Raw genomic sequence first — 24,158 nt, 5'->3', positions numbered from 1 at the left:
CCCCCTCAAATTTAATAAGAAATAACATCTTTTACATACAAACCGCGTTCACGCATTGTAATTTTGTGGTCATCAATGGCATCCTCATCTGCAAATGCTAGTTCATTAACATTGAACAACCCTGTAATATATCCTGGTGTTACTTTTACTTCGCCAGTGGTATCCACGGTTTCTGCCAATACAGCATAGGCTTTCTCAGAACCATCAGTCTTACTTTTATCTACAAGTACTCCTTCTCCGCTGGCTGTCACAACTCCAATGACTGTACCACGTTTTAAAACCCCTTGATCCGCAGATAGCGTAATACCTTCTGCAATCAAAGGGATTTGATTACCCGCAATAAGACGGTCTGGTGAATATTCATCTGTTTTCGTGTATAGTTGTTCTGGCATTATTCTCTACCTCCTCGAATTGAATTGACTACATCAGCAATAGAAGTTGCAGCAGTTTCTTGGTCCTGTTGTTGATCTCCGCTACCTTCTGGAGCAGCAGAACCTTGTACAGAATCTAATTCTTGTGCATCATCGCGACTATTATTTAAAAACGTCGTCCCTTGTTCCTTCTGGGCTCTTACGATTTGAATAGCCAGGTCAGCAGCTGTTGTTTCCTTATTTTCAAATTTAGCTGTATGGATGAGGTTTTGACTTCCTGGTATATCTAAGTCCTCAATATCCTTAATGCGCGTATTTTCTGCTTTGACCCCCTCGTCATAACCTTCTGCTTTCACTTTTTTAAAGAGTTCAGGGTGATCATTCTTTAGTTTTTCTAAATCCATATCTTCTTCCGCTCCTTTCACACTCGTTTGGTTACTTGCCATGGGAGTATTTTGTGGCAGAACAACTCCACCTTCGTTTCCACCACTTGCACCAGTTTTCGGTGTGCTGTTTGCCTGCTCCATAGTCTCGTTAGCAAACTCATTCCGAATTTTCTCGATTACTTGCTCGGGCAACGTATCTGCATAGGAAGCACTTGCTGAAGCCCCTACTTGCTTTTCGAACATTACTTCGTCAATCAATTTATGCTCAAGTGCTTGTTGAGCTGTCATCCAAGTTTCATCATCCATCATAGATAGTAACTCTTTATCCGACTTTCCACTCTTTAGCTTATAAGCATTTGCGATGGTCTTATTGACATTTTGAAGAAAATTCGAAGATCGATCCATATCCCTATAATCTCCTCGACTGACAGAAGATGCATTGTGAATCATCATCTGTGCTGTAGGTGACATTGATATTTTATTCCCAGCCATTGCAATAACTGACGCAGCACTAGCTGCTATCCCCACAATATTTACTTGTACATTACCTTTGTGATTTTTCAATGCGGTGTAGATTTCAGAAGCATCAAATACTGAACCGCCACCACTATTAATCTCTACCTCTAAGTCTCGATTTTGGGATTTAGAAAGCTCATCTGACACTTTCTTAGGACTTGTAGCCTCCATGTCAAATAAGTCATAAATCCACTGGTGACTGTTTGGGATGATTGGTCCCTTAATTAGAACTTTAGGCATTGTCTAGCCCCCCTTCTTTCCTAGCTTTTTCTTCAACTTCTCTTAATGAATTATTTCTGAAGAAATCTCCATTCCCGAGTTCTACCGTTTCTCTCGTCCGAGTGCTGAACCCTTGATTGACTCGTTCGGTAGCTGCTTTCACCTCCTTCAAAGGATCTAACTGCCCTTGAGAAGGTCCATTCCATTCAGCGTTTGCGTAAGCTTTTCTTGCAACTGGATCACTAAAGAAGCCTGGTGCATCAATTCTTCCTTTAGCTACACCCTCAGCTAAAAACTCCTCATAGATCGGCTGACAAAAATCACTCGCCATCCATGCTCTACGCATTTTAAACATCTTCCATGCCTCTAATAGCGCTCCTCTACTGGCTGAGTATGAGGCTGTAAAGTGTTTCAATAACAATTCATAAGGGATTTCAAGCGCAGCTCCTACTTGTCTACAGATAGAGGTAACAAAGCCATCAAACGCAGGGTTAGGTCTCCCGGGATTCGCAACTTCCACTGATTGATTTTCATCAAGTTCAACGACCGAACCGTTCCCTAATTCATATGAACCTTCATCTTGTTCATCAATTTCTTCGTCGTCGTAATCGTACATCTGTCCTAAGTTCCCCTCTTCACCGCCTTCTGTTTTGACGAATACGGTGTACATCCCACTAACAACTGCTGCCATCAACTCTGCTTCAGAATAACGACTTAATTGTTTAAGTGATTCTATGACGGGAGCGAGAACTGGAACGCCTCTTCTTTGCTCCGGTCGTTCAGTTTCCATCAAATGAATGATATTTGGGCGCCCTGTTTTCGAACCATACTTCCTAATTCGTCTCCAATCATTTTTTGAGAGCGAAGTAGAGTTAGGATGTTGCTGCGCAATATGATAAGCTACCACTTCTCCTCTGCTGTTCACTTCAACTCCGTTGACGATCTTATTGTCCATGTCCATTTTCTTATCTTCTGGCGTACAAATCCGATCAGATTCTAATACTTGCACGCGCAAATCATATGGCATATTGGGTCGTTCGATATATGGTAGTAAAGCAAAGCTATCGCCTGACATTAACTGCGATAGAAAAGCTAATTGTTGGAGTTCATAAAAGTTATTCATACGTTGAGCATCGCAATGAACCGACTCAGCCCATAGTTCAAATTCTCGTTCTACTTGCGTTTGCCAACGGTCCGCTTCTTCTAAAGTCATGCCTAAATATTCATAATCTATTTGAGAGTTTAGTTTTAATCCACTCCCAATAACGTTAGTCCGCATTGTCTTTAATGCGCCCGTAGCCAAAGGAGAACCCATATATAAATCACGCGATCGCTCTCTTAAAGTAGGTATGTGCTTTTCAATATCTTCAAGAACTGAGCCTGAGCGAGTCAGCCATCCGACTAAACTTTTCTTTTTAGTACTAGCTCCATGGTGACTATAACCTTGATTCAGTACTTCCATTCGTTTTCTAGCCCCTGCTCTTTCCAAGGCTTTTTGGGGAGCTACAAAAGCAATTGCTCGATCAAAGAAGTTCAACAGTGTTCACCTCCCTACCAATCTCTCGGAACAGCTCGTCGTACACGTCGCCGTCCACCTTCTAATCTCCCAATTTCTTTTCTCCAATAATTAATTTGTTTACGGATCTCTGGGAGATCTGCTCTTTGAATCTGTCTGTTACCGATCCGATAGGACTGGCCAGTGGCTACTTTATCTTCTGCATCAAGCCATATCTTCAATTTTCTCTTGGCCTCTTCTAATGTGATGCCAGGCATAGAAACACCTCATTCCATAAAAAATAGCCCGTTGCATCGCAACTAGGCTTCTTACATCCCACGAGACGATCTGCGTCGCCTCTTTCTTTTTCGTTTCTTAGGTTGACTCATTAGCGTTTGATTATCTAGGTCCGGGTTAAGAATTTCGAGAGCTGCTGTGTTATAAACTCGCAAGTCTATCGGTTCATTCCTCTCTCGTACCTTTTGCCATACTTGATAGGGTACACCTTGCTTATATCTAGTTACTAACTTTTCAGCAGTTAACCCCTTAAAATAGTTAGCGCCGTAACCATTACCTATGGGAAAGTGACAGTATCCAGGTCCTTGGTTTTCCACCTGCAGACGGGACATTACTTTTGCTTTTCCTTCGTCAACACCTATTCTAAACAAGTTAACCTTTTCTCTCTGGCGTTTTGAAACACCAATAAGTAATGGTTTATGCTCGCCTCCATTACCACCTTCACCTTTAATAGGGAAGATTCTTCTTACCTTCCTCGGTGCACAGAAACGATATACTTCAGATGTGAAGTGACCTCCACTATCAACGCAGGTGCAGGCAATGCTATATCGATTTCCTTCGACATTCTCCCAAGTTCGACTAAGGTATTCATCAAGGTCATCCCAGATGACCTGTTGTTTCAAGTCTCCATATATAGTGTGATAGTGAATGCCCCATGATTCTTTACCGGATCCCCACCCCACAACTTCTATTTCAAATCGATCATCTTGAACATCGACCGCAGCTGTTAGAAGCTTAACTCCATACGGAATACTTGCTTCGTAATGTTCGCTTCGAGCCAGCAATTCATCTTCTTCAACTTGCTCCCCATCTTCTTCCCATGTCTCACCAAGCGAGGTATTCACCCAAACCTTCATAGCTTCAGGACCATTCTTCTTAGCAGTCTTAAAATCATCGATAATCTTCTGCCATGGGCTCCACGGCGATACCAATTCATTCAAATGGAAACCTCTTGTGGGCGAATCAGGATTTTCTGCTATCCATTTCCCGTGCTGATTTTTCCACTCATATTCATTATGAAGTGATCCGCAATATTTACATGCGTGGGAAACAGATTCAAAACTTATTTGAGCCCACCTTAAAGGCTGATACTCGTCACATGAAGGGCATGGTAAATTCCAATGCTCCTGGGTGCTCAGTTCAAATTCCTTTTCTATTCTCGATACACCTTTATTCGTTGGTGTGGAAACAAAGATCTTCTTAGCATTATAGAAGTTGTTAGTACGCTTTTCGGCAAGTGATAAAGGGTCCCCTTCAGAACCAGCACTGACCGGAAAACGGTCCACTTCGTCAGCCAGAAGGATACGAATGGGGCGAGAGGCAAGACCACTTGGTGCATTAGCTCCACCTAAAGCTATATATCCACCGGGAAAAGCTTTCTGCAAAGTGGTATTACCGCCGTCCCTCGTCTTAGAATCTGCTACCTTCTTCCGTAATACAGGTGTATCACGAATCATAGGAGCTAGACGTTCTTTAGAAAAAGCCTTCGCCTTATCTTCAGTCGGTTGAATTAGGAGAATTGGTGCTGGGTCGAAATCTACATGATATCCAACCGTATTTAATAACAATTCACTTTTCCCAACTTGAGCACTGGACATAACTACAATCTTTTTTAGTTCTGGGTCATTAACTGAATCCATAATTTCTCGTTGATATGGAGCTCGATCAGTACGCCACTGTCCCGGCTCAGCTGAAGCTTCACTAGAAAGTTTTCTAAACTGATCGGCCCATTCTGAAACCGTTAAATCAGGAGGTGGAGGGAGAATGTCTTTAATTAAAGAGGAAATAAGTTTTTCAGTGCTATTCTTCCGTCTGGCCATCGTTCTTTAGCTCTTCTCCTTCATCAACTTCTTCCTCTTGATCTTCCTCATCCTCTATATATAGCTTGTCCCTGCTCTCATCGTAAAAGACATGAGGATCATATTCAGCTAACTCCTCCAACGCTTCAAATATCCCCTGTTTCAATTTTTCTTTGATAGGAGGAATTTCGGTTAATCCAATCACTTGAGGAGCATACTTGGATGGGAATGATAGCAAACGACCTCTAAAGGAAGCCAACATATCACTTATTACTCTCCTTACATCATCTCCCCTGTGAACTTCCCCCTTCATGATCTTTAGCTCTAGTTCAGTTTTTTCTCGTTTAGCTCTGGTCCACATAGCTTCTTCTACGTATTTATCTATTTCTTCATCCGATCGCTCTCTCTCCATTTGAAATTCCAAGTAAGCATTAATGGACGAAGGAAGGTCAAACTTGCCATGCGAAACGCGAACTAGCGCATTTTCCTTGGCTAACTGCTGAATTCTACGTGTTGAAACACCTAGGATTTCGCTAATTTCTTTAGTAGTTACTTCATATTTACTTTCGCTTGAATCCTTACCAGCCATGGCTTCGACCCACCTCCTACGATTATTTCCCAGAATCACCGGGAGCGAAAACGAAACGACCTTTGAGTCCCTGAAACTGGGCCATTTTCGCGCTCGAACGCACCCGCATACGTTCGGTTTCTCCAGAAGGACCCAAAACTTCTATGTGCATTAAAAAACCCGCTCAACATCAGTGTTGACGCGGGTTCCCAAGTTATCGGTCTGTTTGATTTAATTTTCTATACTATTAATATAACGCATTAAAACACGAACAACCTGCCCTTATTCTGCCAACAGTCTGCCAATATTATCTAATTACCCATATCTTATATACTGAATCATTCACCCAAAGGCTGAAAGCCTTGATAAATATGTTTTATTTGCACATTTATTATTGAATTACACAACTCTATATTTAAGTATCATTCAAAGGCAGACATTTATTGTCCAATAAAAAATACGCTTCTGATAAGCGTATTTATATCTACCTATATTCTTCATTTTCTCTTTTAGTTAGTATGAAGGTGTAGTAAGCCAAATAGACAAATAGAAATATAAGCTCGCTAAAGAAAAGAGATAATAATAAGGACTTAGTATTTTGATCATCATAAATTCCTACTGGATAAGGCAACAATGTAATAGGGTAGGCCACCCCCACTGCGCATGCATAAACCAAAACAAGCAATCCCATCCAAAGGCCCTTGGGTTTACCAAACTCGCCAAGCAGCTTCTTCTGTTCATCTCTTCTTAATCTTAGAACTTTCAATTCATATTCCATATTTGCTTTGTTGTTAGCTTTTTGTTTATAGTCCTCTGTGGCAGAGTTAGGCATTATTACATCATGGGCTTCCAATAGACGCTTCATAGGATCATGACTCTCTACTTGGGCTCTCCATACAAAAAGCATTTCATACCAATTTCTTCGGTTTGGGAATTCAAACTTGTACTTCTTAAAAAAATGATTAAATTCTACTTCCGGATGCTCGCTTTCTATATTCTGTTGGGATCTCTTGTAAAAATCATTCCATACACTATACAATTCATTTACATATGGCTTCAATTCTTCGTATCCCCTGTATTGATAGTGCTCTTCTAAAATCGCTTCAAAGTCCTGTTCGGAAATTAATCTTTTGTAATGTTCTTGAATAAAATCTTCAGCATCTAAATCAAGAAGTTGCTTATCAATAGTTGTTAACAACTGCTTTTTAGCTTGAATATCTTTACTTATCTCACGTACCTTCCTCAAAATACCCGACTGCTCACTGGATAAAGTTAAAACTCTACTTACTAGAAATCCACCTATAATTGCGACTAAAGCTGCAGTGGAGGTCGCAATAGTAGTTATTAATACTTCCATTTTCATATAACCACCCAAACTTTTTTATTCTTTATCTAATTCCTGAATACTACCCACTTAACCTCTTTTTTAAATTTTGAATTTAGACATGGCTTTATCTAGTGTGTCTTGATTTATTCCTATATAGATTAAAGTAATTTTTTCAGAGCTATGATTAAACAGCTCTTGAAGCATTGCTGTGTTCTTAGTTTGTAAATAAAAATGATATCCAAATGTTTTGCGCAAGGTATGTGTCCCGATCTCTTTTAAACCAAATTGATCAGCAGCATCTCTCAGTATCTTATAAGCCATACTACGCCCTATAGCTTTGTTGCCTCCTTTCCTGCTCTTAAACAAATATTCATTAGGGGCTTTGTCTGCTATATACCATTTTAATTCACGTCTTAGCTGGGGAGTAATCCTTATTTTTTTTCGTTTCTTTGTCTTTTTTTCACGTAAATTGATATGCATCCCCTCAACATCTTTTACCTTTAGCTGGAGAATGTCTGAAATCCTTAGACCCGTGTTAATCCCAATTACAAAGAGCATGTAGTTACGTTCGCTTTTCTCGAGCAAGTAGTCTTTGACCTGATTAATCATTATAGGATCCCTTATAGGTTGAACAAAATTCATTGCTTCTCCACCTCCTCATAAACCGCAACTTTTAAAATGAAGGCTAATTTGTAAAAAGCATCACCCTTTATCCTGTAATAGGTGCGTTCGCTAAAGCCCAGATCGTTATAGGTTTCATAATCAAACACATCATCTTCTTGCATGTATCTCTTAGTGATTACTGCGCTTTCTTTTCTGTTAAGACGTTTCAAGGCTCTTTCAATCCGCCTCATATAGACATCTCTTTCAGCTTCTTTATCAATCTTTTCAACTGCAGCTTCTTCCGTTTTGGAGTGACTGCCAAAACCGGAGCTCGATGGAACCTCTTTAAAAGAAGATGTAATTTTCGTGGATGCGTCCAATGGCTCCATGAGCTTATACATTCGGTACTTTTCTAGAGCAGCTTCCACTCTTTCTTTAGTTTTGGGACGATTAATCTTTGGTAATTCAAAACTAATTTGCTTGGCCATTACAACCACACTCCTTTATTTTTGCTTATAAGCTCCACCAGGTCCACGTTTATAAGTAGGACGATTCATACCCATGAGACTTTCAATCTCACTCCTAGAATAGGATTCACTGTTGTCCTTTTTTGATTTTTTCTTAGGTGAAGGAGATTTAATGCCATGTTTCTTTTTATACTTTTTTAACTGGTCCCTTAATTGATCAGACATAGAGTTACTCCCTTCCAAATATTTAAAAAAGGACACAGATCAAGAGCCTAGTGCTCTTGATCTGTGTCCTGCGTTCTTCGCTCAGACATATTTATTCAACCAAAGGTCTTGCTTTAATAATTTCCATAGCCTGTACTTCTGTAAATCCTGCTAACACCAAATCTTAATATTTCTTTTTTTTATAGCTTTGCATCGTGCTCAGATTTTGCAATTAATATATCCAAAGAATTAATGAATTGATCTAAGGCCATTTCCATTTCAATTTTTGAATATTTTCCATTTGGCTGGTCCATTATATAACCTCCTGCCCATTCAAACGCTGTCGTTGAGTTCTAACCACATCAACCACTTTTCCGTCCTTCCAAACAACTTCATCTGAGCCAAACGGCTTCGCGCTTACTTTTGTAATCTGACCATCTCTTACCACATACATTGCGTTTTCAGAAAGATCTATTGTTGTTTCCATTTTAATTTGTCCCACAAAGCAGACCCCCGATATGATAGAATAGTAGTTGGCAAGCACTATGCTAAGAGTCAGGGTCCGCCCTGGCTTTTTTTATTTACTCAAATTCTTCATGTACGACATAAAAACCACAACACTGGATGACCTCAATCTTCAGTGACCACCATTCTTTCCCGCAGCAACTACAAAAATATTTGATCATCTTGAACGCTTCCTTCCATTACTGACGGGTCTTCCCTCTGCTCGTTAGTCTAGTTGGCTTATACTTATAGTCATATTGTTTCAGCTGTACAAGGGCCAATTGATTGTGCAGTGTAATATTCCGTTTCCAAACTCTCAATTCCTCAATCTGTTCGTGACTTTTTTCCTTAGTTTTCGTGTGTAACTTAGCAATATATTTAACTTTTGACCTGAGGTGTTCTGAAAACTTTAAGCAGACGGCTTTAAATACATTAGCAATTTTCTTCCCAAATTCTTTTATTGCATTAAATAGCTCTTCATTAACCAAAATTATGCCCCCTTAACTGTTTTTTACTTTATCAGCGAGGATTTCTTCAAAGCATTTCTCGCAAAGATGACAAGACCAATGAGTTGCATCTTTTTTCTTACACTCAACGCATTTATTCATGTTCTCTCCCCTCCGATCTGCTTAAAATGCTCAATGTACTTCCAAAGCGACCTCTTGACCTCTTATGTCTGTTTCACTTAGGAGCTGCTTTGCCTTGGCAAGATTTCCTTGAGCCACCTCATTAACTTCCTTATAATACTTCACGTATTTCTTTTTCACCCTATTGATTACTATCTCCGGCCATCCTCGTGACTTATTATATTTATCGCCAATTTCATAGACTGTTCGTGACTCCATCTTCATGAGCAAAACGTCTTTTTCTAAATCAGTTAGTGTTTCAAGGAAGTCATTTACGACTACCACAGATTCGTCGAAACTATCGCCTACAAGGAAATCCCCTAACGTAGTGTCCCCTTCTTCATTGATAGGCGTTTCAGTCGAAATTCTTGGCATCAAATACTGTTTGGCCAATTCAGCGTGTTCCAATTTCACTTCGAAATGTTTTGCGGTTTCCTCAGCATTTTTTTCTACCATATCCTCGGCTTTAATTTTACGAACAAGCTGATCTTGTAGAGCCGGCAAATGGATGAGCCCGGAATTTTTTCTGATCTCCGCGTCTATTTGCCCCATCATCTTTGTGCCAGCATAAGTGAGAAACTTGTACCCTTTTTCTGCATCGAAACTATCAAATGCTTTCATAACTCCAATACATGCGCAGCTATATAAATCATCTGGTGTAAAGCCTGCTCCTTTTCCTCTAGCAATGTACTTTTTTACCTGTTTCCAAATAAACTTACGATGCTTCCGAATTAAGTCTTCTGCCGTTACCCACTCGCCATCAACGTAACGTTCATTCATGAGTTCCACCTCTCGATCAGTAGCCGTTAAGCTGTCGCTGGTGATTGATGTTGTTCTTCTTATAGTACGCTTCCTCTACTTCTTCCCAGGAGAATCCTAAAAACTTACTAGCGATACCTACATAAACCTGAAAGGCCTCCCGGAGGATTTCTTGTAGGTCTTCTAAGAAAATAGAAGCTGGCAAATTAACGTCTTTTAAAACATACAGGCTTGAAATTTCACTTAGTACGCTTAACAACGTTTCCGTTAAGTTTGCTTCCGTAAAATCATCCCAAACCATTAAGCTACTTGGCTCCATTTTCAAATCAATTGCTAAGCTTAAAAAGAAATGAATCCCATCCACGTATTCTTCTAGTTGTATTTCAGGTTCGCTCGGTTCTTTGCTCGACCAAAATTTAAAGCAGCGAGTCTCATTAGCTAATTCTGCAATTTCTACTTGAAGAGCGAGGACTTTTTGGTTAAACAAGTCCTGCTCTTCCAATCCTTTTTCAAGAACAACATGAGAATCTAAACCGCCCTGGACCTCCATTAACTTATCTAAATTCATTCGTTTACCCCTCTCCCAATTCAACTGAACTATCATTTTGTTTCGTTCAACTTACCCACAAACTCCAGAAGAGCCTTTTTGGACAACATTTCAACATGAGAATTTCCCTCTTCATCTTTTCTTTCGGGTATTGCATATAAAATGTCCTCACCTTTACCTTCCAACAGTACGTGTTCCTCACCCCAACGATCTTGCCACTTAGCTATAATTGGCTCACTCATGCTGACCCTCCTTGTTTCGCATAATCTTCGTGATCCGTCTTAATATCCCCCAGTAGAAAGTGCAATGAATGGCTTACCTTCCCAATACATTTCAATCACTTCACGAACCGTTATAAGCTCCTCGCTGCCCTCACTTTCACGTACCTTGTAATCAAGAGGAACAACTTCCATATCCTCATATCCATGTAATTCATCATCTTCAAGTCCAGTTTGTTTTTGGTAAAATTCAATAGCTTCATCAAGAGAATAAGCAGCTACAGCATCACTTTCACAAACTTGGAATACCTTAACGTCCTACAATCCTTTTTCATCAGATACTTTAAGCTCTTTCATCAATATCTCTCCTTTTAATTTGTAGTACTTCATGTGTCTGGTCCGTCCTTCCTTTTAGCTTTGCTATGAATAATTCCAATCGCCTAAAATCAAATTTACTTTTAAAAGTGTGTTACGACTCTCTCTGAAAATCGACAAGTTAGACTTTAAGGGGAGATGTTTACATGAAATTTTCACTATCTTTTAATGCCGATTTGGAAATCAAGGTGGTTAAACACGAATGGTTGATCTTAGTTATCGAGTTTATTGTCCAGATGCTGAGCCTCTTATAACGCTCAGCTTCTTATCTATTACACACAATCGCTACTTTGTTTCTTTCTGGAGCTTCTTTGCTCCCTCTTCCCATCCGGTCATTTTCATTTGACCAAACCACTTTCTGTACTCAGCTAACTCTTCCTTAAGCCTTTCATTCTCTTGCTTTAGTTGTGGCTTAGATTTGCATGTAGAGTGTTTAAGACTATCGTTGTACCAAGTCTGTTCATCCTCATATACAAGCCAACCACACACGTAGCAATCACCAACTATGCACCCACTCGCCATAATCTATTAGAATGACGCCTCTGGCTCTTCTTCTGGGTAAACATCGTCATGTATCATTTCTTCATCGACAATGATCTTGGTGTTATTCTGATTCATTTTCATTAGTAGAACTTCAAACTCATCAAGGCGTTTTAGAGAACTCAGATCATGAGGTGTTTTATAGTCAATCGTCCATTCCTCTTTATCGAATTTCTCCCAACGATGTACAGGGAATTGAATATTCAATGTTTCATCATGCTCACACTCAAAAGTAATCATCCCGTTTTGAAAAGAACTCCAAGAGCGATCTTCCATAAATTCGACTTGTACTGAAACAGCTACAGGTTCATAACTAGGCTCATCATCGAGATCAACTTCCAAATCATCTGTATCAACGTTATGTGCTACGTACTCTTTCCATTGCTCAAAGAGTTCCGTGATCTTTGTGACTTTTTCGGTCTCTGGACTCATAAGGTTTTTAAAGTTATCAAGCAATTGCTTATTATCCAGTGAAGAGCTTTTCAGTACATCCACTAAAACTGCATCAAGTTTTGTTACATACTGGCTGTAATCGTATTTTTCAAGATAAGGAACCATAACTGATTTAAGTTGCTGTTCAATTACTTTGTTCGCATCACCGAAGAGTCCGAATAAATCTTTTAGTGCCTTCTTAATTCCTTCTTCCACTTGCTCCTCGATTAGCTTTTCAACCGTACCGTCAGATAATTTCTTAGCAATAGCATCTTTAACGCTGCTTTCTAAATTCATTAATAATTCCTCCTTTTTTGAATTACACACAATGCTTACTCTGTTGCTTACAAATACTCAGTTACACTTTCTGGACGAAAATCTGAATGTAACCAAATCTTCAAACCAACAGGCTGATCAGAGTCCCTAAACTTCTTTAACTGATCGGTAGCTTCCAGCCAAGTAAGATCATTAAAGTCCCAAATAGCTACAGCATACTTACACCATAAATCTAGTTTTCTTTGAAACTCTTCCCCTTCAGGACGCATGCCTAGCTCCAAGGGTCCTTTAACATCTTCGGGAATATAGGCCTTAACCTCAAAGTATTTCAACTGATCAAAGTAGCTTCGTTGTACATTTATTTTAGATTCATCGAATTGGTAGATTAGATCTTCTAATGTGATCTGACTCATTCTATTACCCTCCATCCGTTCTTCCTGCGACTTAGGAGTTCGTACTTGTGCAATGGTTCGTACCTATGCACCATCTGGTAGTTTTCACGCCTGGACAACAAGTACCACTTACGTTTCCGTTTACCCATCTTTTCTTCCAGTCCTTTTGTTCCTGACTAATGAATAATTTGCGCTCTTTGCTTGCTTTCGATCTTCTAGATCACATTTTGCTCCGATTCGCTTTTTCTCTAACTCCTGGTGACTGAGCATATAAGTGGTAACTTCTCCCCTATGCATCTTCACGAATTCACCCCGCTATTAGCAAAGCGATATTTCTTACTAGCGTGCAGATCTTCTAATTCGTAGAGCGATAAATCTTTAATAGACTTACCTGCCGCTGAGGTTTCTACATCCATATCAAGTAGCACACCAATTAAAAATTGTCTCCGTCTTGAAGCATTAACTGCTTTTCTTAACTGGTTTTCTTCCCCATTCGTCACCTATAGCACCTCCGTGTCTCCAAGAAACGAGACCTTCTGTTGTTTGATCCAGTGTCAATGCCAGCACATCTTTTTGTGATCGCTTCAACATCTTGGCTATCGCCATAAAACTGTAGCCCTGATCCCAATACTCTCGAAATCTCTTAACCTCAGATTCTTTCCAATCCAAATTACATTTAGTAAGAGCGATGTAAAGCCGATCCTTGCTCATGCCGAATGCTTCTCCTTATTCCTGGCCTCTGCCTCGTCCAGTTGCTTGTAAAGTTCAGCAAACTCCTTTTCATGCTCCTCCTGAGGTTGCTCCCCGCATTGTGGACATGGTTCAAAAAAGTAGCCGTGTTCTACTGGTGTATGAACCACGTAATCTCCTCCGCAAATTGTGCACATAACCTTACCTCCCTAAAATAATTCTTCGCGACGATCTCGCCCTTCTACCATTATCCGTTTAGCTCCAGCTACCATTCTTGATGTAATACGACCGCCCTGTATTGATCCGTACTTTTTCACCATTTCCGGTGCAGAGTAGTTAGTCGTATAGATGGTGGGCTTGTCTTCCCTTAGGTCCGTAACTTTAAGGATTTTCTCAGAAGCCCAGGACTCAAACTCATCTTTTTTGTTCAAGTACTCAGCCCCTATTTCATCGAAAACAAGAAGGTCCAGTTGCTCAATCATTTCGAAAATCTTACTCTCCGTGAGGTCAGATTTTTTATCGAAAGTGGACTTTATGAGTGATAAAAAGTCATCTGCCGCAATATACATAACACTATAACCGCGTCTTCTGATTTCGGAGGAAGCAGCGTAAGCTAAATGGCTTTTACCTAGACCCATTGGCCCTTTCAGGACAAGCGAATGATGATCTGTCTTTCCAAAATTACGAACATAATCAACAATTGCTTCCTTCATCGCTTTTTCCGAATCATTTTCTGGTACATATTTGGCAACTGTCTTCCCGATCAATTTCCTTGGCACCTTTTGATACTTTTCGCCAAAGCGCTTTATTTTTTCAATTTTGATATCCTCAGCCTTAGGAGCTTTAGATTTAAGCTTTTGAGTATCGCAAGCCAAGCAGAGCGATTCTTCATGAACAACTCCATCTCGATCTGTTCGTTCCATAACGGGTACTTGAGCCTGGCATGACTCACATGTTCTTGTTCCGATCTGCTGAATCCGTCCGATATTTAAGCGCTCCATGTTTCGTTTTAATCCGGCTGCAGTTCCGTTCATCATTCACCCTCCTAGAATGCATTTTGGTAACGACTCGGCATAGGCGTTACATTGGAGGATGGACCTTCTCTCTTTCTAGCAAATTGCTTCTCCTCAGCTTCAACATCTGCCAATGTCCTCACATTGCCGTGGTACCAGCTATTTAAAATAGAGTTGGCATATGGGAAGGTTTTGTTTGCTAATGCAGCCTTATCCATTGCCTTTATAACTAGCTCTTCTCCAAGATCGTCAATCCATTGATCTATCTTTTCAGTCGTTACATGGTTCAGAGGACCGAAGCAATTCTCGAAGAATGTGAACGGATTCTGAGAGTTTCGGCCGTTATCTTCTTCTTCTTCTTCTGCTTTACTCTCCTCTTCTTTACTTTCCTTTACTCTACTTTCCTTTACTTTACTTTGTGGATTACTGTTATCATTTTTTGAGTTATTGTTAACATTAACTTCCTTTCCGTTGGGTTTAGTTAGTATTATTGCTGTCTTAGAGTTGCCAATAATATGTTCAAAGTCCTGTAAAAGGAAGTATTCCTCTTTAAAACGAACCTCTTTTCTACGTTTTACAGCCTCTAAGTATCGGCTCTGAACCCCTTTACTGGTAAGGACTGCATATTGTGCGTACACGTCTTTATTGAACAAATTTTCCTCGATGCAATCAGCGACAATCTCTTTTACTGAGTTAATGTTGACATTAACTCTTCTAGAGAATAGTAATTGCTCGCGTTCATTCCATTCGTAGTAGTAACCTTCCTTGTACACTTTCATTAAGAGCTTCATTAAAACCGCAAAACCTTCTATCCCATGTTTAGCTTCGATAATGGCTACCTTGTCGTCCTGGTCCATATCTACATCGAGTGGGAAGTAGTCAATACCTTCTTTGTATGGTCTAGCCATTTAATCTCCACCCTCCTTTATTCTTTTTACACAAACAGCTTTCATGCCCTTGATCTCAGCTAGCCGCCATTCAGGTTCTACGCTTCTCAAGTAACCTATAACGTAGCTAACGAACAGATCGCGTCTGTTAGGGGCATCTTTGGTCATCCACAAATAACAGTGCGGAATAGGGAATTCACGCTTGTCCAGAAGTAATCTCACCCCTTTTGTGGTATAATATGATTAATAAAAGTTTTTTCGAGGGACCGCATACCAGTGCGGTCTTTTCTTATGCTCGAAGGTGCTTAGTCACACCCTCATGAACAGGAGCAATTCGGCATTTCAACCTTCCGTATCTGGGAGGAAAGGAAGGGCCCCTATTCATGAGGGCAAGACTACTTGCCCTTTAATACATTTAGTGATATTATGAATCTAGACGTTGTTGGTAGTCAGCAGGCTTTGCTGGCTGCCTTTTTTTGTGTTTTATTTAGTGATTTAACAAAGTGGTCGGCTTGATCAACTAGGTTTCGATTGGCTAAAGCTTGTTTAATTAATGCATTAGCCTCTCCCGCCTTCATCAACCGGCTTGCGTATTGGACGTATTGCAAGATTCTTTCCTCGCTTTCTCCTTTAACCCAAATTCAACCGCATGCTCCATAGCATCTATAATCGTCTTTGGGTCAATTTTTTCTCCTGTATTTAACGCTCTCTCTACAATCCAATCAAGACTTCCAAAGAGAATTGAATCCCTCACATCTCGGGCAATTTCATCTGAAGCTTCGATTTGATTTGCGATAGCAGAAATGATTTTGTGATTTTCTTCCTCTGTCATAACAATGCTCCTTTTCTGAATTTTATTGAGCTACCTCACCACATAACCTTTTGCGATCATCTCTCGGTTATGATTTTCTAACAGTTTGGTATAATGTAATCCGTATGGTTCCAGAGCTCGTAAGAACACCCAACCGCAAGTCATAGATTCAATATACTCCTGAGCGATTTCTTCAAGCTCCCGGCGTTCTACGTCTGATATGGATGAACCTGGCTTGAGCATGATTTTCTTTGCTTTCTTCACTGCAACTAACGCTTCTTCTAATTCTTCCTCTGACTTCATTAATACAGAAGAAGGATGATGATCGACGTTATCTCCATTTAATTGAGGAAAGAAATAAGGACCGAAGTAATCGGCGGCAGCTTCCATCACCATATCTAAATCTTGATACTTCTCTAAAGCATGTTGGAAGATATCAGATGGAACTTTTGCTCTTCCGTTCTCGTAAGCAGAAATCGTCTCTCTTGAACAATTCGCTTCCATACTCAAATTCGTTTGACTATCCCCACATTGTTTCCTAGCATTCTGAAGTGCTTTACCAATTGGCACCAGAATTACCTCCTTTTTTTACCCTCACAAATCTTGTGATTCGATATAATGGCATTAAACAGATTCATGATGCTGATTTCTCAGAGGTATTTGAAGTGGATTCCTGTTCTTCTTGCTCACGTTCTCGTTTGCGCTTTTCGGCCGCTATCCGAACAGCTGAAGGGTAAAGCGCTTGGAAAAACTTTTGCGTTTGCTCTTCGTTTAAAACGATTTTCATGAAATCACTCCTTTACACATGTTTATGAGCAAGCCCCCTCAGACTATCCATAAAAAGTTACTTCTGTTCGAGTTAGTTAAATGGCTTGTCCCGGCCCTTTTTGTTCCAAATCGCTACATTGTTCTTCAAAAAAATCGACCATTCAAAGTCTAGAGTTGAGGCAATTTTTTTTGCTACAGAAACGCTAGGGTTTCTGATTCCATTCTCAATTTGAGTATAATATGCTCTCCCAATATTGGATTGTTTTGCTACCTCTAATTGCGTTAATTCTTTCTTTTTTCTTATTTTACTTAGCCACATTCGTTGGTTCATTTACTCACCACCTTTTGCAGCGATTTGCGACTGTATAACCAAAGTATAATGTAGTAATACGCAACTGTCAACACAAACATGTACTTTTTTGCTACATTTATTTCATGTAGCAAATTGCTACTTTATAATATAAATAGTTTATAAAATATATAAAAATACATTTTTAACAAAACATGATCAATATATTAACTAAAGGAAGTGCTTTGATGATTGGTCAAAAGCTTAAATATTTGAGACAGAGGGAAAAACTTACGCAAGGAGAGCTTGCTGAAAAACTGAATATTAGTCGAGGAACTTACGCTCATTACGAGTTAGGAAAAAGAAATCCAGATTATGAAACACTAAATAAGATAGCTAACTTCTATAATGTTAGTACTGACTTTATCCTGGGGAGATCCTACGCAGAATCTAGTGAGGTGAAAGATGCCTTTGATCCCCTTGAGGAACTCAAACAATACCTTATAGATAATAACATGCAAGATATGGATCTTAGCTTTTATGATCTTAACTCATGGAAAGACCTCACGCGTGAAGATATAGAAGAAATTAAAAATCACTTCGAATGGGTTCGAGAAAAAGCTAAGAAAAGAAAAGATGACTAATAAGGGTTATAAATAAACTTATAATCCTATTGGTCTTATTTTTCACCCAAAAAAGAACATTTGTTCTATTTTTTCTCCTAATTGGAAGTGGATAGCAATTCAATTATTTAGTAGAATTATCTAAAGCCTGATAAAATAACAAGGCTTTTCCAGTTCATAAATAGTTTTGTTACAAGTGGGAGGATTCTTTATTGAAGTACGAATACACAAGGTTAGAAGATCAAATCAAAGAACTATACACAGCTATGGGGATCCATTGCCCGTTTGATATGGAGCTAGGTTATATATCATCCTCTTTAAAAGTAGATCTGAATATTGGAGAGCATGGACCCTTTCGATCTGGAAACTCCATTCATTTGCAAATTCATGATACACCTGAAGAACAATGGGAAAGCTTCGGTCATGAAATCTGCCATGTTCTTTGGCATGCGGGAAATCAGCTTTTTATGGCTAACACATACCGTCTGAAACAAGAATGGCAAGCTAGGAATTTTGCTCTTCACTTTTGTGTACCTACTTTCATGTTACTTAAATTAGATCTTCCAGAGCGTCGTTGTGAAGCCGTTGAACTTATAGCTGAAACATTTGGTGTCACACATACTTTTGCCAACCAAAGACTTCAACATTTAGAAAAACAATACCTGGGTAAGATGGTATGGGAGGAAATTGTGAGAAATGGTTTTTGTTCCCTGGGATAAGTCGTTGAACTAACAGGCTCACGCTCTATATAATATAGGTAACATTATTTAACGGAGGTGATGAACATGAGAGCAGCTAAATACAGACGTGTTTCAACAATTATGCAAGTTGAAAAAGGTGTCAGTTTGGAAACTCAGAACGAGCGCCTTAATGCTTACATCACCTCTCAAGGGTGGACGTGTGTTGAGGACTACGTAGATGATGGTTTCTCGGCTAAAGACCTTAAACGTCCAGGAATGCAACAGTTGATTGAGGACATCGAGTCTGAGAAATTTGATGTTCTGCTTGTTTATCGTTTGGACAGATTCATCCGATCAGTGTCTGACCTTCATAAGCTGTTAAAACTTATGGAGAAACATGATGTAAAGTTTAAGTCAGCGACGGAGGTTTATGACACCACTACTGCTGCTGGTCGTTTATTTATTACACTGGTTGCAGCTATGGCTCAATGGGAACGTGAGCAGACAGCTGAACGTGTTTTCGAAAACATGATGAGCCGTAGTGAAAATGGCTATCGAAATGGAGCTCCTGCCCCCTATGGTTATGACATTATAGAAGGTAAACTTGTAATAAATCATGATGAAGCTCAATGGGTTAAATATATCTTTAAGAAAGCACTCACACATGGTTCTCAATACATTGCTAAGCAACTTAACAAGCGTGGAGTCAAGACGAAAAAGGGAGAGATTTGGAGTGACTTCTCTGTTCGTTATTTGCTTCGCAATCCTATTTACATTGGACAAGTTCGTTGGAATCATCGAAGTCTAGCTAAAGGGAAATTGACTGGAGAAGATATTATTACCCCTATCCAGCAAGAGGACTTTGAACCTCTTATTGAAGAGGAAGATTTTAAAGAGGTAGCTTTAATTATGAAGAACAGAAGTAAAATGGCCTTTAAAGCAAACACCCCCTATCCATTCTCAGGTATCGGAAAGTGTGGAAAATGCGGTAAAAGCTTAACGGGTAGTAGTAAGAAAAGAAAAAACAACACGGTCCATAGATTCTACAAATGCCAGGGACGGTTTAAGTTTGGTATTTGTGATCAACCTGTTATTGCTGAAAACACGCTAGAAGAAACCTTCTTCAATGCACTAACAGTATCCATTGATAACTTCCAACCATCGAAAGAGACTTCTAATGCTGATCCAGAAGTGGATAAAGAACATATTGAGAATGAACTTGAGAAGGTTAAGTTGAAACGTGAGCGCGCTGAAGAAATGTATCTAGAGGGCGATATTGATAAGAAACGTTATAAAGATATACTAGAGAATGCTCGATCCACTGAGGAGGATCTAATGAAAATGCTAAAGGAAGAAGTATCGGAAGTAGCAAGCGAAGAAGATGTAATGCTTGTTCTACAGAATATCAAGGAAACCTACCCTCAAATGTCATTTGAAGACAAGAAAATTGCCATCCAAACCATTTTCGAGTCCGTCACCATAGATATCATAAAAAAAGCACGAACCGGCAAGAATGCTGAGCCAGCTGTGCTTGAGATTACGGATTACCAATTCAGGTAATCCGTTTTCTATTTTAATGGGTGTTTAAGGAAATGCATGCATCCTCATGCATCGGACAACCTTTAATGGCGTAAACTGCCCCTTCATCTGTATGAGAGAATCGCTCTAAACCACGTTTTAACAACGTAACAAGTGTCGATTTACCACCGCTGACTGGTCCCATCAATAACAAAATCCGTTTCTTAACATCCAGTCGCTTGGCTGCCGGGTGGAAATATTCCTCCACCAGTTTCTCCATTGCTTCTTCTAATCCAAAGATCTGATCGTCAAAAAACTTATAATGAACCCTTCCATTTTGCTCTTCGATCCCCGCATGTTTAATCATATTATAAACACGGGAGTGAGCTGACTGAGCCAGGTACGGACGTTCACGAAGCATGTCTAAATACTCACCAAATGTCCCTTCCCACTTCAAGTTCTCCTCTTCTTCCCTGTAACTTTGCACCTTTTTTAAGAAATCCACTCAAAAGACCTCCCCTGTTGAAGTTAGGCAAGCACTGAATAATACAGTCTATGTACGAGGTTTCGGAAAAATGAGTCGAAAGAAAAGATTCGCCCATAATGCAGGACGCTGTGAGTTTGATAAATGCTAAGGCTGTATTAGGAACACCTTCCTTTCCACTGCGCCCTATCATAGTGGCGGCAGAAGAGCGGAACAATTGGATATAAAAAAACTGATTCCATTCAGGAATCAGTTTTTGACGTTCATAGCTTGTAAGATCTTCTCGAAAGAATTCACCGTTTGGCTTAATTCTTCTTCATTTAAACTCTCAGATAGGAGACGGAAGAAATAGTCGTCATACCGCTCAAGATCCTTCGCATAGGCTTTCCCTTTCTCTCCAAGGGTAATGCGGTGGACGCGTTTATCGCTCTTGTCTGCATATTTCTTTAAGAAAGAATCCTCCTCAAGTTTAGAGACCATTTGGCTTACGGCGCTTTTCGATATATCTAGTTTTTCAGCAACTTCTGTACTCGTTGGATGTTCCAATCGAATGACCGTGGTCAGAAGAACTTCTACGGTAGAAGATAAACCGTATTTCTTAAAACGGTCTTCCTCTTCCGCTAAGTTCTTCCAAAATTCCTCAAATAAATGCTGCAAATAAGCAGCTTTCTCGTTATCTTTCATAAAGACCCCTCTATCTATTAGTGGGCAGCCTTAGCCATATTCAGGATGAAGACCCCACCTATAATCAAAAGTATCCCTGCAATCATCATACCATTGATTTGTTCTTTGAAAAGCAGAGCGCCAATAGCTACTGTGAGCGCGGTTCCCCCACCAGCCCATACGGCATAAGCTGTATTTAATGGGAGGTACTGAAGAGTGAGCTGCAGGAAGAATAGAGCCATCATAAACCCTGATATTACTCCAATCGTTCCCCATAGTTTTGAAATGCCCTCAACTGTGGACCATTTCAACATGGAACTCCCGAACACTTCGGTCACTATGGCAGCTAGTAGATAAATGTAACCCATGTACACCCACCCCTTTACCATTTAATTTAGTTAACTTAACTAAATTAAATTATACACGGTTCTCTATACCGTTGTCAATTTACTTATTTAGAACATGCCTTCAACTTCAGGTGCATATAGATCATTAAGGAGCTGAGGCCGGATGAACAACCGATTAGGTATAGGGCTCGTGATTGTTTTTATGATGGTGTTAGCAGGTTGCCAAGAAAAGCCGCCTTCGTTAAAAGGAACATGGGTCATCTTAGAAGAAGGTGGCTCCTTCCACTCCGGAGATCGCCTTGTTTTAAAAGAAGATGGAGTTGTCACCCTTAACGGCTGGACTTCGGAATATGAACTCATCGAAGATCAGTATATGAGAATTGCAGCAGATAGTGGGAAATTAATGTGGGCCTATTCTGTAACAACGGAGACGTTAACGCTACAATCTAAGAACAGTAAACACGATATGAAAGTCACAGCCCAAAGAATCAATACGGATTAAGGAAAATAAAACGTTCACATTTCTCCCTAGAAAAAACCTATTCTATGTTCACACTTTTGTCCAAATTGGGTATAATAAACATTAGCGAACATTATGACGTTCTAGACTAAGGGGGCATAAGACATGAAATTAATGCTAGTTCTTGGGGTTATTGTGACTTTTGTTATTTCGATCTTCTCAGCAGGTTACGATACAAAATAAGCCACTACATAAAACCAGCATCTCTAGAGATGCTGGTTTTTTTACAATGAAGGAGGCGTTGTACGGTGAAAAATATTCATGTATTCTATATCAAACTTCTCTTTACAGCAGCGCTGATCTACTACTTCGTCCATTACTTAATTACAGGTGAAGGTGGCCTTTTAAATCTATTATTACCATTCGTGTATATCACCTGGGTGGGATCAGATTATCTAAAGCACCGCAAGCACAACACATGGCAGGAGCGTTACACGTTTAAGAGCTAGACATTTCTTTGCATCCATAAAAAAGCCGATCGCCTCGTTACGGGGCGATCGGCTTCTTTTTTTAGTTTAAACCAGGAAATCCTTGCTGGCGTAACACTTCGTACACAAGAATGGCAGCCGTATTGGATAAGTTTAAAGACCGAACTTTATCCGACATATGAATACGTAAACAGCGGTCTTCTTTCCCTTCAAGCAAAGATTTCGGAATCCCATCTGTTTCCCGTCCGAAGACAAAGAACAATTCTTCTTCAGGGTTACTGTAATCATAATCCGTCCAATACTTTGTACCAAAGTTCTCTATATAATAGAAACTGCCGTCCGGATGCGCTTCATACAATTCCTCAATCGAATCATGATAACGAACATCGACATCGTGCCAATAATCAAGGCCAGACCGACGAAGCATTTTATCATCTGTTGAGAAACCAAGCGGACGAACTAAGTGCAATACCGTATCCGTAGCCAGGCATGTTCTTGCGATATTACCCGTATTGGCTGGGATTTCTGGTTGATATAATACGATATGAAGAGCCATTTTCAGTCACCTCTAACATGTAATAACTACCGTATTATATCATATTTTCTACTCTCCTATCCTGAAAAACTTATACTGAATATTAGGAGTATAAGCCGTTGAATCTTCATAATCCCAATACCGGTGATAACTATTAGACGTATGAGCGTTCACAAGAGGCTCCCCAAAGGCATCTTTCCCTACAACAATCGTGGTATGATTCCACCTTCCGTCTCCTTCAAAATCATAGCAAATAATATCTCCTAAGATCAGGTCACTCGCTCTTTCTACCTCTCTCCCCTTTACTCCTTGTTTAGCCCCGCTCAAGTACCACCGCATCGCATTCGCTACTGTCCAGCTATAGCTCCATACTTTATAGTTGTACCACCATCCCTTTCCCCTGTGCGGCGATCCCCACATTGGGGCTCCTCCGGCTTTCAGACATTGTGAGATAAAATTCGTGCAATCATCTGTGAAGTGTCGATAAGCAGGATTATGCGTATTCCACCAAAGGTTTGCATACTGAACCGCTTTTTGCCGGTCGTATGTGCTTCTCGTATCTTCTCGCCACAGCGTGCCTTCTTCATTAATTAAAGTAAGAGCTTCACGGGGCGGGGCTTCCTCCTTTGGAACAGGTAAGGCTTCATCTTTAAGAAGTTCATTCCCTTTAAATATAGCACGATGATCCCGCTGCTCTTCTTCTATATAATAGTGATCCCCTTGTTGAATAAAAAAAGTTACATAGAGCGCGTAATCGATCTGTTGTTCACCATTATTCAGCCTTAATGACCGATAAGGCGCCCCCTCCGCTGTAACACGTACAACTCTGGCTCCCCGCTTCTCATGACATTGCATCTTCAGTAAAACCCACGAAGGCGTCCGCCTCTCCAGCCCTTCACCTTTCAAACACCGCTCCCAGTAATCCTTTAATCTCTCCTGAATCCCCATGGCTCCCCTCCTTTCTACCACTTTATGAAACAC

Annotated in this window: 36 protein-coding genes and 1 pseudogene; 5 read left to right on the top strand and 32 right to left on the bottom strand. The window is 40.0% G+C overall.

What is annotated here, in order from left to right; translation table 11 throughout:
* Window positions 1–11: 11 nt before the first annotated feature.
* The 27 genes from QNI29_RS03495 to QNI29_RS03365 form a co-directional block, all read right to left on the bottom strand.
* A complete protein-coding gene (locus QNI29_RS03495; protein ID WP_231418500.1) occupies window positions 12–392 on the bottom strand; it encodes a head decoration protein in 381 nt (126 codons plus the stop codon).
* Entirely contained in the window at window positions 392–1,513 is a 1,122-nt protein-coding gene (locus QNI29_RS03490; RefSeq protein ID WP_231418499.1) for a head maturation protease, ClpP-related, read from the bottom strand. The genes QNI29_RS03495 and QNI29_RS03490 overlap by 1 nt, the downstream gene beginning before the upstream one ends.
* Window positions 1,506–3,029 carry a phage portal protein gene (locus QNI29_RS03485; protein WP_231418498.1) on the bottom strand — a complete coding sequence of 508 codons (1,524 nt, stop codon included), beginning with the start codon at window positions 3,027–3,029 and terminating at the stop codon, window positions 1,506–1,508. Before QNI29_RS03485 ends, QNI29_RS03490 begins: the two co-directional genes overlap by 8 nt.
* Before the next feature lie 14 nt (window positions 3,030–3,043).
* Complete coding sequence (locus QNI29_RS03480; protein WP_231418497.1) at window positions 3,044–3,265, bottom strand: DUF6148 family protein; 222 nt, start codon at window positions 3,263–3,265, stop codon at window positions 3,044–3,046.
* 51 nt (window positions 3,266–3,316) lie between these two features.
* Entirely contained in the window at window positions 3,317–5,104 is a 1,788-nt protein-coding gene (locus tag QNI29_RS03475) for a phage terminase large subunit family protein (RefSeq protein WP_231418496.1), read from the bottom strand.
* The gene (locus QNI29_RS03470; RefSeq protein ID WP_231418495.1) at window positions 5,085–5,672 is read right to left on the bottom strand and encodes a hypothetical protein; all 588 of its coding nucleotides are present in this window, start codon (window positions 5,670–5,672) and stop codon (window positions 5,085–5,087) included. Before QNI29_RS03470 ends, QNI29_RS03475 begins: the two co-directional genes overlap by 20 nt.
* Window positions 5,673–6,135: 463 nt before the next feature.
* Window positions 6,136–7,014, bottom strand: coding sequence for a hypothetical protein (locus QNI29_RS03465; RefSeq protein ID WP_231418494.1), 879 nt, complete (start codon window positions 7,012–7,014; stop codon window positions 6,136–6,138).
* A gap of 63 nt (window positions 7,015–7,077) precedes the next feature.
* Entirely contained in the window at window positions 7,078–7,620 is a 543-nt protein-coding gene (locus QNI29_RS03460) for a tyrosine-type recombinase/integrase (RefSeq protein ID WP_231418493.1), read from the bottom strand.
* Window positions 7,617–8,069, bottom strand: a complete 453-nt coding sequence (locus QNI29_RS03455; protein ID WP_231418492.1) for an ArpU family phage packaging/lysis transcriptional regulator — start codon at window positions 8,067–8,069, stop codon at window positions 7,617–7,619. Before QNI29_RS03455 ends, QNI29_RS03460 begins: the two co-directional genes overlap by 4 nt.
* A 15-nt stretch (window positions 8,070–8,084) precedes the next feature.
* A complete protein-coding gene (locus tag QNI29_RS03450) occupies window positions 8,085–8,273 on the bottom strand; it encodes a hypothetical protein (protein WP_231418491.1) in 189 nt (62 codons plus the stop codon).
* Window positions 8,274–8,565: 292 nt separating this feature from the next.
* Window positions 8,566–8,754, bottom strand: a complete 189-nt coding sequence (locus QNI29_RS03445) for a DUF3954 domain-containing protein (protein WP_231418490.1) — start codon at window positions 8,752–8,754, stop codon at window positions 8,566–8,568.
* 202 nt (window positions 8,755–8,956) lie between these two features.
* Window positions 8,957–9,244 carry a hypothetical protein gene (locus QNI29_RS03440; RefSeq protein WP_231418489.1) on the bottom strand — a complete coding sequence of 96 codons (288 nt, stop codon included), beginning with the start codon at window positions 9,242–9,244 and terminating at the stop codon, window positions 8,957–8,959.
* Between the two features lie 150 nt (window positions 9,245–9,394).
* On the bottom strand, window positions 9,395–10,162 hold the full coding sequence (locus tag QNI29_RS03435) for a sigma-70 family RNA polymerase sigma factor (RefSeq protein WP_231418488.1): 768 nt from the start codon (window positions 10,160–10,162) through the stop codon (window positions 9,395–9,397).
* Window positions 10,163–10,178: 16 nt separating this feature from the next.
* The gene (locus QNI29_RS03430) at window positions 10,179–10,709 is read right to left on the bottom strand and encodes a dUTP diphosphatase (protein ID WP_231418487.1); all 531 of its coding nucleotides are present in this window, start codon (window positions 10,707–10,709) and stop codon (window positions 10,179–10,181) included.
* Window positions 10,710–10,741: 32 nt separating this feature from the next.
* The gene (locus QNI29_RS03425) at window positions 10,742–10,930 is read right to left on the bottom strand and encodes a hypothetical protein (RefSeq protein ID WP_231418486.1); all 189 of its coding nucleotides are present in this window, start codon (window positions 10,928–10,930) and stop codon (window positions 10,742–10,744) included.
* A gap of 39 nt (window positions 10,931–10,969) precedes the next feature.
* Window positions 10,970–11,101 (bottom strand): hypothetical protein, encoded by a 132-nt coding sequence (locus QNI29_RS03420; protein ID WP_255688642.1) that lies wholly within the window; start codon window positions 11,099–11,101, stop codon window positions 10,970–10,972.
* 465 nt (window positions 11,102–11,566) lie between these two features.
* Window positions 11,567–11,803 (bottom strand): hypothetical protein, encoded by a 237-nt coding sequence (locus tag QNI29_RS03415; RefSeq protein ID WP_231418485.1) that lies wholly within the window; start codon window positions 11,801–11,803, stop codon window positions 11,567–11,569.
* 6 nt (window positions 11,804–11,809) lie between these two features.
* A complete protein-coding gene (locus QNI29_RS03410; protein WP_231418484.1) occupies window positions 11,810–12,550 on the bottom strand; it encodes a hypothetical protein in 741 nt (246 codons plus the stop codon).
* 47 nt (window positions 12,551–12,597) lie between these two features.
* Window positions 12,598–12,942, bottom strand: a complete 345-nt coding sequence (locus tag QNI29_RS03405; RefSeq protein WP_231418483.1) for a hypothetical protein — start codon at window positions 12,940–12,942, stop codon at window positions 12,598–12,600.
* Between the two features lie 278 nt (window positions 12,943–13,220).
* On the bottom strand, window positions 13,221–13,421 hold the full coding sequence (locus QNI29_RS03400) for a hypothetical protein (protein ID WP_231418482.1): 201 nt from the start codon (window positions 13,419–13,421) through the stop codon (window positions 13,221–13,223).
* 207 nt (window positions 13,422–13,628) lie between these two features.
* Window positions 13,629–13,808 (bottom strand): hypothetical protein, encoded by a 180-nt coding sequence (locus tag QNI29_RS03395; RefSeq protein WP_231418481.1) that lies wholly within the window; start codon window positions 13,806–13,808, stop codon window positions 13,629–13,631.
* Between the two features lie 12 nt (window positions 13,809–13,820).
* Entirely contained in the window at window positions 13,821–14,648 is an 828-nt protein-coding gene (locus QNI29_RS03390; RefSeq protein ID WP_231418480.1) for an ATP-binding protein, read from the bottom strand.
* 8 nt (window positions 14,649–14,656) lie between these two features.
* Window positions 14,657–15,532 (bottom strand): Lin1244/Lin1753 domain-containing protein, encoded by an 876-nt coding sequence (locus QNI29_RS03385; RefSeq protein ID WP_231418479.1) that lies wholly within the window; start codon window positions 15,530–15,532, stop codon window positions 14,657–14,659.
* 556 nt (window positions 15,533–16,088) lie between these two features.
* Window positions 16,089–16,343, bottom strand: coding sequence for a hypothetical protein (locus QNI29_RS03380; protein WP_231418478.1), 255 nt, complete (start codon window positions 16,341–16,343; stop codon window positions 16,089–16,091).
* A gap of 30 nt (window positions 16,344–16,373) precedes the next feature.
* The gene (locus tag QNI29_RS03375) at window positions 16,374–16,892 is read right to left on the bottom strand and encodes a helix-turn-helix domain-containing protein (protein ID WP_231418477.1); all 519 of its coding nucleotides are present in this window, start codon (window positions 16,890–16,892) and stop codon (window positions 16,374–16,376) included.
* A 64-nt stretch (window positions 16,893–16,956) separates the two neighbouring features.
* On the bottom strand, window positions 16,957–17,109 hold the full coding sequence (locus QNI29_RS03370) for a hypothetical protein (RefSeq protein ID WP_231418476.1): 153 nt from the start codon (window positions 17,107–17,109) through the stop codon (window positions 16,957–16,959).
* A 72-nt stretch (window positions 17,110–17,181) separates the two neighbouring features.
* Window positions 17,182–17,421 carry a helix-turn-helix domain-containing protein gene (locus QNI29_RS03365; protein ID WP_284526767.1) on the bottom strand — a complete coding sequence of 80 codons (240 nt, stop codon included), beginning with the start codon at window positions 17,419–17,421 and terminating at the stop codon, window positions 17,182–17,184.
* A 173-nt stretch (window positions 17,422–17,594) separates the two neighbouring features.
* Here QNI29_RS03365 and QNI29_RS03360 point away from each other — a divergent pair, with 173 nt between their 5' ends.
* The 3 genes from QNI29_RS03360 to QNI29_RS03350 all read left to right on the top strand — a co-directional run bounded on the left by QNI29_RS03360 (window position 17,595) and on the right by QNI29_RS03350 (window position 20,242).
* Window positions 17,595–18,023: a helix-turn-helix domain-containing protein gene (locus tag QNI29_RS03360; RefSeq protein ID WP_231418474.1), complete on the top strand. Its 429-nt coding sequence runs from the start codon at window positions 17,595–17,597 to the stop codon at window positions 18,021–18,023.
* A 191-nt stretch (window positions 18,024–18,214) separates the two neighbouring features.
* Window positions 18,215–18,721 (top strand): ImmA/IrrE family metallo-endopeptidase, encoded by a 507-nt coding sequence (locus tag QNI29_RS03355; protein WP_231418473.1) that lies wholly within the window; start codon window positions 18,215–18,217, stop codon window positions 18,719–18,721.
* 66 nt (window positions 18,722–18,787) lie between these two features.
* A complete protein-coding gene (locus QNI29_RS03350; protein WP_231418472.1) occupies window positions 18,788–20,242 on the top strand; it encodes a recombinase family protein in 1,455 nt (484 codons plus the stop codon).
* 40 nt (window positions 20,243–20,282) lie between these two features.
* Here QNI29_RS03350 and QNI29_RS03345 read toward each other — a convergent pair.
* From QNI29_RS03345 to QNI29_RS03335, 3 genes and pseudogenes are all read right to left on the bottom strand, one after another.
* Window positions 20,283–20,705: pseudogene (locus QNI29_RS03345) on the bottom strand (protein prkA); the annotation flags it as partial.
* Window positions 20,706–20,933: 228 nt separating this feature from the next.
* Complete coding sequence (locus tag QNI29_RS03340) at window positions 20,934–21,368, bottom strand: MarR family winged helix-turn-helix transcriptional regulator (protein WP_231418471.1); 435 nt, start codon at window positions 21,366–21,368, stop codon at window positions 20,934–20,936.
* 17 nt (window positions 21,369–21,385) lie between these two features.
* Complete coding sequence (locus QNI29_RS03335) at window positions 21,386–21,715, bottom strand: DMT family transporter (RefSeq protein ID WP_255688637.1); 330 nt, start codon at window positions 21,713–21,715, stop codon at window positions 21,386–21,388.
* A 142-nt stretch (window positions 21,716–21,857) separates the two neighbouring features.
* On the opposite strand from QNI29_RS03335, the gene QNI29_RS03330 reads away from it, so the two are divergent.
* A complete protein-coding gene (locus QNI29_RS03330; RefSeq protein WP_231418469.1) occupies window positions 21,858–22,196 on the top strand; it encodes a hypothetical protein in 339 nt (112 codons plus the stop codon).
* A 266-nt stretch (window positions 22,197–22,462) separates the two neighbouring features.
* Complete coding sequence (locus tag QNI29_RS03325; protein WP_231418468.1) at window positions 22,463–22,663, top strand: hypothetical protein; 201 nt, start codon at window positions 22,463–22,465, stop codon at window positions 22,661–22,663.
* Between the two features lie 61 nt (window positions 22,664–22,724).
* Here the strand turns inward: QNI29_RS03325 and trmL are convergent, their stop codons facing one another.
* Complete coding sequence (gene trmL / locus QNI29_RS03320; protein ID WP_231418467.1) at window positions 22,725–23,198, bottom strand: tRNA (uridine(34)/cytosine(34)/5-carboxymethylaminomethyluridine(34)-2'-O)-methyltransferase TrmL; 474 nt, start codon at window positions 23,196–23,198, stop codon at window positions 22,725–22,727.
* Between the two features lie 48 nt (window positions 23,199–23,246).
* Entirely contained in the window at window positions 23,247–24,125 is an 879-nt protein-coding gene (locus tag QNI29_RS03315) for an amidase domain-containing protein (RefSeq protein WP_231418466.1), read from the bottom strand.
* Between the last annotated feature and the right edge of the window lie 33 nt (window positions 24,126–24,158).

It is taken from the genome of Pontibacillus chungwhensis (assembly GCF_030166655.1).
Taxonomy (GTDB): Bacteria; Bacillota; Bacilli; order Bacillales; family BH030062; genus Pontibacillus.
Note: the sequence above shows the minus strand (reverse complement) of the source record. Positions and strands in the feature narration are given on the sequence as shown.